We start from the raw sequence: 10903 nt of genomic DNA on the forward strand, positions 1-10903 counted from the left end.
GGGGCTACTAACACAAACGGGCGAGGCGCAATTTCTCATGCGCACCCGCCCCGGTTTCTGCTCTAGGTACTGCTTGCCAGCGTCAGAAGCGGAAGTGCGAGAAGGCCTTGTTGGCTTCAGCCATGCGGTGAACTTCGTCACGCTTCTTCATGGCGCCGCCACGACCTTCCGAGGCTTCAATCAGCTCACCAGCCAGGCGCAGAGCCATCGACTTCTCGCTACGCTTCTTCGCGGCCTCACGCAACCAACGCATCGCCAATGCCATACGACGCGACGGACGCACTTCGACCGGAACTTGATAGTTTGCACCGCCAACGCGGCGGCTCTTGACTTCAACCACCGGCTTCACGTTACCGAGAGCCGTGTTGAAGACTTCCAGCGGATCCTTGCCCGCCTTGGTTTGGATCTGCTCGAAAGCACCATAAACGATGCGCTCTGCAACCGACTTCTTGCCGGCAAGCATGAGCACGTTCATGAATTTAGCGACTTCAACGTTGCCGAACTTCGGATCGGGCAACACTTCGCGCTTGGGGACTTCGCGACGACGCGGCATGATTTCTTCCTTAATCAATTCAGTTGGAGCAGAGCTCCAGGCCACCTACTAGCCATTCGTTGGCCGAGTGACCACTTACTCAGTGACGATGTACCACCATCACCGAACGTATATCCGCTAAGCCGCTTAGGCCTTCGGACGCTTCGCGCCGTACTTCGAACGGGCTTGCTTACGGTCCTTGACGCCTTGCGTGTCGAGGCTACCGCGCACCATGTGGTAACGCACACCCGGCAAGTCCTTCACACGACCGCCGCGAATCAGCACGACCGAGTGTTCCTGCAGGTTGTGGCCTTCACCGCCGATGTACGAAATGACTTCGAAACCGTTCGTCAGGCGCACCTTGGCAACCTTACGCAGTGCGGAGTTCGGCTTCTTCGGCGTCGTGGTGTACACACGGGTGCACACGCCGCGACGCTGCGGGCAGTCCTGCAGGGCCGGGCTCTTGCTCTTGATTTGAGCAGAGGTGCGCGGCTTGCGGACCAATTGGTTAATCGTTGGCATTGTGATTTCCTAAACGTGTCAAAAGCATGAAAGCCAAGGCGGGCCGTCATGCGACTTTACTGCGTACTCCCCGGCTGCTCTTGCGGATAGCCCGCATCTAAACGCTTGATGCATAAGCACTTTGCATTAGGCACGGGCATGCCGCCGGAAAAACCGGAGCCTGCGACTATACCCCCGCTCTTGGCAAGTGTCAACGCACTCTCGCGCAAATTCTCGCCGTAAGTCGTTGATTGTTAACGATCATGGTCTTCGTCACCACGGATCACGCCGCCGCAGGCACCGCCTCAAGGTGCGTCTCCCCCTCCCAAATTCAAGACTTGCGACTCACATGTATGCAAACTACACTGCATACACAGCTGATTTACGTACGAATTTCCATACATAACACCGACATCGCTATGGACACTTCTCACGACACGCTTCGCGCCACCTTCTGGAAACCTGCACTCACCGCGGGCAAAGGCCCCCGTTATCTGAGACTGGCGAGTTTCATCGAGCAGTCGGTCGCGGACGGCCGCCTGCGCCCCGGCGACCGCCTGCCCGCGCAACGCGAGCTGGCGTCGTGGCTGGGCATCGACTTCACTACGGTCACGCGCGCCTACAACCGGGCGCGCGACCGGAGCGCCATTGAGGGGCGCGGCCCGCTCGGCACTTTCGTCAGCAAGCCGCGCGTGGCGCTCGATCAGGTGCTGGATCTGGGCATGAACATTCCGCCCGCACCGGCCGGGCAGTTCCTTGGCGAGTTGTTGCAAAAGGGGATCGACGAAGTCCTGCGGCATACCGATGCCTCGATGCTCATGGCGTACCAATTGGGGGACGGAGGCGTTGCCGACCGTCAGGCCGGTACGCTCTGGCTCGCGCCCATGCTCGGCACCCTCGACCCGACGGACGTGCTTGTCTGCCCCGGTGCACAGGCCACGCTGGCGGCATTGCTGCTCACCGAGACCGAACGGGACGAAACGGTGTTGTGTGAGCCGATCGTCTACCCAGGGATACGCAGCGCGGCACGCTCGCTCGGCCGCCGTCTGGAGGGCGTTGCCGCCGACGCCGACGGCATGCTCCCCGATGCGCTGGCCGCTGCCGCGCGCCAGCACCGCGCGCGCCTCGTCTATCTGAACCCCACGCTCCAGAACCCGACCACGCGTACGATGCCCGAGCGCCGCCGCAAGGAACTGCTCGCCGTGGCGGACAAGCTCGATCTGACGCTCATCGAAGACGATCCTTACTGGCGTTTGATGCCGGACGCCCCGCCGCCGCTCGCCCGCCTCTCGCCGCATCGCGTGCACTATGTGTCCACGCTGTCGAAATGTCTGACGCCGGGCCTTCGCACCGCGTATGTCCGTCTGGCAGACGGACGCAAGCGCGACGTCTTCCTCAGTACGCTGCATTCGTTCGCGTTGATGGCGCCGCCGTTGATGGCGGGATTGGCAACGCAATGGATCCACGACGGCACGGCCGACCGTCTCATGGACGGTGTGAAGGAAGCCGCCGCGCAGCGTCAGGCCATCGCTGCCGAGATTCTGGGGGACGCGAACGCCCCGTCGATTCAGGGCATCCACCTCTGGCATGAGTTGCCCGCCCCGTGGACGGCCCGCGAACTGACGATGGCCGCCCGCGCCGAGGGACTCGCCGTCACGCCTGCGGACGCCTTCTGCCTGTCGCCCGATGCGCCCAACGCGATCCGCATCTCACTGGGTGGCGTGCGTGATCCGGAGCGTCTGGCGAGTGCGCTCAAGCGTCTCCGGTCGCTGCTGCGCGAAGCGCCGCCGAGCCTGCGCGCCGCGATCGTCTGAGACTTGCCGTTGGCAGCGGGCACGGGGCGCATTGCCCCTGCCCCTGATTCCGTCCTGCTTCCGTCCCGATACCGACAGGGTCAGCACGCGCGGCAGAAGCCCACGCCAACGGGCTCGCGCAAAGTCCGGTCGGGCGCGCCGTGTTGCGCGCGCCATCTACCGGAGCAAGCGCATGCACATCAGCCATATTGCGACGCAGGTGTTGGCGGCGGCGAGCGGCCTGACATGGTTCGCCGGAGCGGGGGATCGCCCCGGCCAGACCTTCGAGAGCGCACGCAATATCACGTCCGGCTCGCGATGCCCCCACGTAACACGCGAGGTACCCAAACCGGTTTTGCCGACGATCGGGCTCGAACCGCAGACCTATCACCATTTCCTGAAAAGCCGATTGGCGGATCTGGTCGACGTGTGCGTCGTCGGTAACCACGACGACCGAAAGAACTGCCTGCTCGACCTGCCCCCAGGCGAGCCGAGCATCGTGCCGGTCAGCCGCATGATCGAGTCGGGATGCAGCCGGTCTCTGCCACCGGCGATTGCGTGCGAGCTGGCCAGCACGGACCGCGAAGCCTGGCAACTCGCACGAGCGTATCGAAAGCAATACAGCCGCGACTTACGTGGCAAGTATTCGATTGCGACATTGGAGACGCAGATCAAAGACGCGCTTCGCGCCATGCCGGCCGACGTCCAGCAGGCGTTTCGCCTGAGCGAAACCAAGATCGTGGTGCCACGTCACAGTTTTCATCGCTTCTACTCCGGCGTTGACGAGGCCCGCCGCAATGGCGTGAAACCGAATCCTCCCGATGCCACCTCGCTCGTGATGGACGGGCCTGGCTTCCTTCGCAACGCCATGCTGGGCGCGTATGTCGTGCCACCGAAGGATCACCCCGTGCAGCCGTTCATCGTTTCGCTTGCGGGTTTCTACCTCATCGACGACATCCGACCGTCGCGTCCGCCAGCAGATAACAGCTACGAGGAATGGCTTGCCGATTCGGGACCGTATCCCGATTCTCAGGTCGAATTCCGGGCCCTGCATGAGCACTTCTTTCGTCACTCCGGGCATACGTTCGGTCACCGTCCCAACTATCTGGCGGAATCCCCCGAAGCTACCACCTTCCACACCATTCCCCGTAAGGGCAGCATCGAACAGACGCTGGCCAGATACCTGCACAATGGCGTGAGGCGCTACTACCGGTTCGCCGCAGCCGGTCCACGGGAGCGCGTCGCCCGGAACAGTCACCGCAACGCCCGTCAGGCGCTATGTGACGCGGGCACGTTCGACGGCCTCAGTCCCCGACAACGGGCACAGGTCTTCGAGCGCATGCGTCGCTGGATGGACAAGGAGCAGAGCGCCTGACGGCCACCATGCGCCGCCCCCGACGAGGGGCTCCACCGGATGGTCGGCGCCGACGTCGTGCATGCGCGGCGAAAGCGCCGATCCGCATCTGCAAACATCCCGGCCTCAACACGACAATCCGATTTGCCTCAGCAGGAATACTCCGGTTCACGGAAATCCCCGTGACCTCAACTGGAGTGACGATGATCCTCACCTCAATGTCCGATTGGCTGACGTCGGCCGCAAGCGCAGCCAAGGCGCTCCCGGGACTGCACGTACAAGCCCACACGCTAAGCGTCGCAACCGACCTGACACGCGCCACGTCCGCGCCGATCTCGTCCACCATGATCGCGCCGGTCGTCCGGGACTGGCGCGTCGAACAAAACACCGCGACCTCCAATTGGTCGCAACCGCCGGTCACACGGGCTCGCGTCTTCGCGCAGCGGCTGGCCGACGTGCGGCCGGTGTGCGTTGTCGGCGCACGCGACGATGCACAGAATTGCCTGCTCGATCTGCCCCCTAACGTTCGTGTCGACGTCGACGCAAGCCGTCTGCTGCTCGCGGGCTGTGAGGCGTCATTGGGACCGGAGATGCGCAACACCCTGTCGCGTGAGCGGCGTAACAGCGCGACATTGGAGCGCGAGTTCTCCACGGCCCGCGCTGCGGAGTCGCGAGGCCAATATTCCGTTCGCTCCATCGAACAGCGTCTGACCAAGCGGCTGAACCAGTTGTTGCCCGGCATGGGACGTCTGCTGAAGGACGCCGGGGCCTATATCGAAATTCCGCAGTTGTCGGTGACGCGGTTGGTCACGAGCGTGCCGGAAGCCCGGCGGCATGGCATCGACATCCCCTTCCAACAGGCCGATCTGCGTCTGCCTCTGGGTGCACCGGAGATCCAACGCGCCACGCTAGGCGCGTACATTCGCATTCCTGCCCCTGACCGGCAGTTGCTCCTGTTCGTCTCGCTGGCCACGCCGGATACGGTCGAATGGGTCGATCAGGACGTCAAAACCCACGCCGCCCGGCACCAGCAGCAGTTGTTCGGCGACATCCCCGGGAATTTCGATGCAACGCCGTTACCGATGCATGCTGAGCTGCGACGCCCCAATCTCGTCCGGACCCTCGCGAAGCATCTTCATGACGGACATCGGCGTTATCACGACTTCGCCTACGGCGCGACCCGTGAGTCGCTCGCACCGATATCGCACTCCGACGTCAGGCAACCGCTCTGCGCGCAGCGCGGGCAAGAGGCGCCTCCGGACGCGGAGCATCGCGACGCCCCACAGAGCGAGTCGACATCGTCGGAAATGATGCGCTCGCGCCGCGCGCCCGAGCCGGCACCCGCGATGCCCCTGACACCCGCAGAAGCGGCAGAAGCAACGCAAGCCATCGAACCTCCCGGCCCTCTGCCTAAGCGCCGTACGTCGCGTAGCAATAGCGTGTCGCTCGATGACATGGCCAAGGCCGTCGCGATGCTTGAGCAGTTGGATCGGAAGTACCGCCAGCTTGGCCGACCCCGCTTCGGAAAATGACGGGATGACGTCAAGCTATCATTTCCCGTAGCCCGATCTGTCGCATCAGGCGTAGCCACTGTCACTCGGCACGTTTTACTTACTCTGGCGAATTCGTACACTCCCACATTTCGGCGGCAGCTCCCCCACTCCGCCCTGACACGAGTCCACTACCCGCCATGCAGGCAAGTTTCGAGAAAGACAGTATTTTGGTCCTCGATGTCGACGGTACGCTGACCGACTCGGTGCGCATCCATCAACGCGCCTTGCTTGGTGCGATGGAATCGCTGGCGTTCGATGAATTGAACACCGACTGGGGAAGTTATCCGCATCACACCGACACCGGCATCCTGATTCACGCCCACGCCGAGAACGGCCGCGCCTTGCCGCAGCCGCACGATCTTGCCCGCTTCGAGCATGAAATCGACGAGCGCTTCACCGCCTTGCTCAATGCGCACGGGCTGGCCGAGATCCCCGGTGCGCGCGCCTTCGTCGAGGCCGCGCACCGCTCGCGCTGGGGTGTGGTGTTCGCCACGGGCGGCATCCGGCAGGTCAGTCACCGCAAGCTGCGCTCCGTCGCCATCGATTACACGGATGCGATGCTCATCACAGCGTCCGAATACAGCTCACGCGACCAGTTGGTGGCCGAGGCGATCAAACGGGCGCAGGCGGGCTACGGGATTACGCGCCCGCGGGCGGTGGTCTCGATTGGCGACGGGATGTGGGATCTGAAGGTCGCGCGCAAGCTCGGCATCGACTTCGTCGGCATCGGCTCGAAACGTCAGCGCTCGCCGCTGCTCGACGAAGGCGTCCCGGTCTACGACGACATGTGGGACGCCATGCACTGGCTCACTCCGGGCCGCGGGCGCGCGTCAGGTACTCGCTTGGCGTCACGCCCATAAAGCGGCGGAACATGGTGGAAAAGGCGCTCGGCGTGTCGTAACCGACTTCGAGCGCCACTTGCGTGATGGGCCGCCCGGCCCCCAGCAACGGCAACGCACCCAGCAAGCGCATCTGCTGACGCCACTCCCGGAACGGCAAACCGAACTCCGTCATGAAGCGACGCTCCAGCGTACGGCTCGACGCCCCCACCTCCACGGCCCAGTCCTGAAGACTGCGGGGGTCGGCGGGTGTTGTCAGATAGGTGTCGAAGATCTTGCGCAAACGCGCATCGCGCGGCACCTGCAGGTGGAGCGGCGAATCGCTTTTCCACTCGACCTCTTCGAGCAGCAACGCAACTACGAGCGCATCCTTGCCCTGCGTCGACCAGTCGGGCGGCAACGTCATCGCACGCAGAATCAGCTCGCGCAGCAGTGCCGAGACACGAATGACGACGGGCACCTCGGAGGCTGCCATGCCGAGTCGTTCGACATCGACATAGATCGTGCGCATCTCCACCTTGCCGCGCATGCGCACTTCATGCGTGACGTTAGCCGGAATCCACAACGCGCGCTGCGGCGGAATCACCCAAAACGACGTATCGGTGCGGACTTCCAGAATACCGGCGCTCGCATACATCAATTGCGCGCGTCGATGACTGTGAGGGCGCACTACATGGCCATCGGGGTAATCTTTCGCCAACGCGCCGACAGGGCGGTCGTGAGCCTGAAACTCCAGGGGTATCGCACTGGTGATCGGCATTGGGACCAAGCCTCAAAAAAGGCGAAATTTGGGACGTATTTGGCGACGTCGTCAGCGTAACACCGCCCACACGCCCCTACCAAGCCCCGACCCGGCCGAATCCGGGTCGAATCCCTTACCGCGTCATTGCAATCCTCGCACCGCTCAGAACGGTTTCACGATCACGAGCGCGACGATGATCGCCATGGAAATGAGGGTGACGGGCAGCGCACGTCCGAACACGGCGGGTGGCTGCGTGCCCCCGTCGCGCTCCAGACGTCGCAACGTGGCCGACAGCCGACCGTGTAATGCAGACACGACGATCACGAACACAAGCTTGGCCATGAGCCAGGGGGCGTGCCACCAGTTGGCCATGATGGCGAGCGTCGGCCCCGTGATCCACACCACGATCAATGCCGGTGACGCGAGTGCGTAGTCCGCCCGTCGCGCCACGCGACGCCACTCGGGCTGCGCCAGACGCCCGCCCAGCGCCATCGTCACAAGCCCCGCAATGAATGTGATGACGGCGATCAGGTGCACCGCCTTGATCCAGAGATAGAGCATCGGGTGTCTCCTATAAGGTCCGAACGATTATTTCTATCTAAGCAACAGTTGCTTGTAATAAGTCGCCTTTATCGCGAAGGGTCGCATTAATACACTTCAACTGTCGACGATGAATTGAACATCGCCCCCTTCAAAAGACAGGAGAAATATCATGAAGCGCACCCTTATTACTTCGGCTCTGGTTTCTGCAATGCTGGCTGTTTCGGCCGGTTCGGCTTTCGCCAGCGATGCATTCGACGGCCCCTCGGAATTCTCGTGGGTTCCGCAAACCAGCGCCCTGAGCCGCGCCCAGGTTCGTGAAGAACTCGTTCAGGCGCAGCAAGCCGGTCTCGTGGTGCAACACGACGCCGTCTACCCGAAGGCAGCGCCGAGCGCACAGCCGGTTGCAGCCAGCGCCCCGATCACGATGGGTTCGGTGGGCGGCCAGCAACGTGCCGGCACGACCTACTTCGGTTCGTAATGTAACTCGCCGCGCTGCGGACCTCTTGCCTGACGAGAGGCCGCGGCGCGGCGCGCGTTCTGCGCATAACGACGCACCGGTTGCCGGTGCTCAGTGTGATCTCCGGTCTTTCCCGACCTAAGACTCCTGTCGCTGTGCGTAGCGGTTCGACGCACAGGACTTTGCCCGTCGCTTCGGCGACGGGCTTTTTTAGCCGGGACGCCACCCGCTAAAAGCCGACGGCAGGTCGGAAGTAGGTCGATGAAGCAGGACGTACGAAAACGAAGAAGCCCGCATCGGCGGGCTTCTTTGCGTTGACCGACTCGATGGCCGCACATGGCCATCGAGGGGAAAACAACGCCTTACTTCGCGAACGACTTCGCCAGGAATTCGAGCGCACGGCCGTGGGCCAGCGCGGCCGACGGCTGGTGGTACGACTCGCGCGACCAGCAATTGAAGCCGTGATCGGCGTTCGGGTACACGAACACTTCGGTGTTCGGACGCGACTTCACGGCTTCGCTCACCTGCGTGACGATGTCCGGCGTGATGTGGCTGTCGAGCGCGCCATAGTGGAACTGCGTTGGCACGTCGAGGTTGGCCGCTTCGCTCAGATAGTTGTGAATGCCGCCGCCGTAGTACGGCACGGCAGCGTCGACCAGACCGCGTGCAGCGCTCAGGTACGACAGCAGACCACCGAAGCAGTAGCCGATGGCAGCGACCTTGGCCCCCGCATCCAGCTTGCCGCGCAGCGCTTTCACCGTCGCTTCGACGTCCTTCACCGCTTTCTCGACGTCGACCGCCTTGCGCAGTTCCATCGCACGGCCCCAGTCGTCGCCCGAGTAGCCGAGTTCGATGCGCGGTGCCGAGCGCCAGAAAATGTCCGGCGCGAGCACCACATAGCCGTCCATCGCGTACTGATCGGCCACGCCACGAATGTGCTCGTTCACGCCAAAGATTTCCTGCACCAGCACGACGCCCTGGGCGTTGGCCGTCTTACCATTCGGCGGCAATGCCAGATAGGCATCGAAGGCGCCATCCACGGTTTCAACACGGATCCATTGACTGTTCGACACGGAAGTTGCTCCATCAAAAAGGGGGAAATGCCTGCGCCCTGACATCGAACAACGCCCGCGGGGGATCGGGCGCGGCCACTCGACACGTTCGAACTGGCCAGACGCAGTTAGGCCGAATCAGTATAGGGACTTTTGAGACGATTCACAGCGCGTCGGAAAGCCCACCAGATAAGGCTCGAAGCCTCCTCACGCGATGCGCCCCGCGACCTCCTGACGTAGAAATCACGCGTGTCGTCCGTCCAGCGCTATATGTCGTTTCGACATCCGAACCCACTGATGCTCATCCCGTCGCTTTCGTGAGCGCCGCTTCCAGCAGTTTCACCACACCGCCGAACCCCGCCACCTGCGCGGAGTCGATGCCGTACAGCGCGCTCAGCGACGGTCCGGGATTCAGGAAATCCACCCGCACGTCGTCGGCGCTCGCTGCCCACACCATCACTTTCAATGGCAGTTCCAGTCCTGCGTGGGGGTTTGCGGCCATCACGGGCGTACCGCCCTTCGGATTACCGAACAGCACCAGCCGGGTCGGACGCAGCGATGTCCCCGCCGAGGCCGCCGCCGCGCTCTGGTCGATGTCGGCGAAGATGGTCATGCCGTGCTGCTTAAGCGTGTCGATCACGCGAGTGAGCGTGACGTAGAAGTCGACCGGGCTGCGTAGCGACGTAACGCTCGCTGGATGCGCATGGCCGGTGGATGCGGCAGATTCGTTGGCTTGGGTGGCTTCGGTGGTCATACAGGCTCCTCGAACGCTGAGGCGAGATAGACAACAACGCCCACGCAAAGTTTGCCGGGCAGCCGCGCCAGTGTACCGCCGCACTCCGGTGCGCATCATCCCCTCAAAGAAGCGCCGACCACGGGCGTCTATCGTCTTCGCCAGCCACCCGCACCGACCTTCACACCCGCTAGCCGCCTTACACGTCGTTACCGCTCCGCTGTCCGCCATTCGAGGCGCGTTACGCTTGGCCCCGTCGTTCGACAATTCAGTGAACGCATTTGATATGGAGTCCATATGATCAAGATTTCGATGCGTAAGACCGTCAGCGGGCTTGCGCTGATGCTCGCGCTGACGGCTACCGGCGTCAGCCTGCCCGCTGCGGCCGCCACCGACGCCCCGCCCCCTGCCCGCACGCAAGCCGCTACGCCGGGCGAGATGCCGCCACCGCCGCCGGGCATGGGCCCGCATTTCGGTGGCCCCGGACCGCGTGGCCCTATGGGTCCGGCCGGTCACGGCGGTCCGGGCTTCGCTGCGGTTCGCACCACCGAGGAGATCGCGCATCTCTATCGCATCGGCGGCCACCCGGAGAACGTCCTGCCGTTCTATCGCGAGACGCTGACGCAAACGCGCGATCCAATGCTGCGGCACCACTTGCGCGAGGCCATTGCGCGTGAGGAATTGAAGCCCGCCGACACCACTGCGGCCATCGCCACGTTGCGCGCGCAACTGAGCGAAGACCTCGCGGCACTCCCGTCGCCCGACGCCAAGCGTCGCTAAGTTCCGACGTTCACCGCACCCGGC

The 10903-nt window shown here is 63.4% G+C and carries 12 protein-coding genes; 6 read left to right on the forward strand and 6 right to left on the reverse strand.

All coding sequences use genetic code 11. The annotated features are described in order from the left end of the window. Positions 1–82: 82 nt before the first annotated feature. Together rpsG and rpsL are read right to left on the reverse strand one after the other, a co-directional pair. The gene (rpsG, locus tag NTU39_RS25130) at positions 83–553 is read right to left on the reverse strand and encodes a 30S ribosomal protein S7 (RefSeq protein ID WP_023593821.1); all 471 of its coding nucleotides are present in this window, start codon (positions 551–553) and stop codon (positions 83–85) included. Positions 554–679: 126 nt separating this feature from the next. Next, the gene (gene rpsL / locus NTU39_RS25135; protein ID WP_010804142.1) at positions 680–1054 is read right to left on the reverse strand and encodes a 30S ribosomal protein S12; all 375 of its coding nucleotides are present in this window, start codon (positions 1052–1054) and stop codon (positions 680–682) included. 398 nt (positions 1055–1452) lie between these two features. Between rpsL and NTU39_RS25140 the strand changes: the two genes are divergently transcribed. From NTU39_RS25140 to NTU39_RS25155, 4 genes are all read left to right on the forward strand, one after another. Beyond that, entirely contained in the window at positions 1453–2847 is a 1395-nt protein-coding gene (locus NTU39_RS25140; protein WP_257958815.1) for an aminotransferase-like domain-containing protein, read from the forward strand. 172 nt (positions 2848–3019) lie between these two features. After that, on the forward strand, positions 3020–4201 hold the full coding sequence (locus NTU39_RS25145) for a hypothetical protein (RefSeq protein ID WP_257958816.1): 1182 nt from the start codon (positions 3020–3022) through the stop codon (positions 4199–4201). 182 nt (positions 4202–4383) lie between these two features. After that, positions 4384–5712, forward strand: coding sequence for a hypothetical protein (locus NTU39_RS25150; RefSeq protein WP_257958817.1), 1329 nt, complete (start codon positions 4384–4386; stop codon positions 5710–5712). A gap of 158 nt (positions 5713–5870) precedes the next feature. Next, positions 5871–6593 carry an HAD family hydrolase gene (locus NTU39_RS25155; RefSeq protein ID WP_150578287.1) on the forward strand — a complete coding sequence of 241 codons (723 nt, stop codon included), beginning with the start codon at positions 5871–5873 and terminating at the stop codon, positions 6591–6593. Here NTU39_RS25155 and NTU39_RS25160 read toward each other — a convergent pair. Next, entirely contained in the window at positions 6541–7332 is a 792-nt protein-coding gene (locus tag NTU39_RS25160) for an AraC family transcriptional regulator (RefSeq protein ID WP_150666820.1), read from the reverse strand. The two genes, NTU39_RS25155 and NTU39_RS25160, sit on opposite strands and share 53 nt — an antisense overlap. A gap of 144 nt (positions 7333–7476) precedes the next feature. Next, on the reverse strand, positions 7477–7875 hold the full coding sequence (locus tag NTU39_RS25165; RefSeq protein WP_150666819.1) for a CopD family protein: 399 nt from the start codon (positions 7873–7875) through the stop codon (positions 7477–7479). A 151-nt stretch (positions 7876–8026) separates the two neighbouring features. Between NTU39_RS25165 and NTU39_RS25170 the strand changes: the two genes are divergently transcribed. Further along, positions 8027–8335 (forward strand): DUF4148 domain-containing protein, encoded by a 309-nt coding sequence (locus NTU39_RS25170; protein WP_150666818.1) that lies wholly within the window; start codon positions 8027–8029, stop codon positions 8333–8335. Positions 8336–8676: 341 nt separating this feature from the next. Here the strand turns inward: NTU39_RS25170 and NTU39_RS25175 are convergent, their stop codons facing one another. Next, entirely contained in the window at positions 8677–9432 is a 756-nt protein-coding gene (locus NTU39_RS25175; RefSeq protein WP_150666817.1) for a dienelactone hydrolase family protein, read from the reverse strand. Between the two features lie 235 nt (positions 9433–9667). Then, complete coding sequence (locus NTU39_RS25180; protein WP_257958818.1) at positions 9668–10120, reverse strand: DUF302 domain-containing protein; 453 nt, start codon at positions 10118–10120, stop codon at positions 9668–9670. A 276-nt stretch (positions 10121–10396) separates the two neighbouring features. Here NTU39_RS25180 and NTU39_RS25185 point away from each other — a divergent pair, with 276 nt between their 5' ends. Then, entirely contained in the window at positions 10397–10879 is a 483-nt protein-coding gene (locus NTU39_RS25185) for a hypothetical protein (protein WP_150666815.1), read from the forward strand. Positions 10880–10903: the final 24 nt, after the last annotated feature.

Source organism: Pandoraea commovens (assembly GCF_024704525.1).
GTDB classification, from domain to species: domain Bacteria; phylum Pseudomonadota; class Gammaproteobacteria; order Burkholderiales; family Burkholderiaceae; genus Pandoraea; species Pandoraea commovens.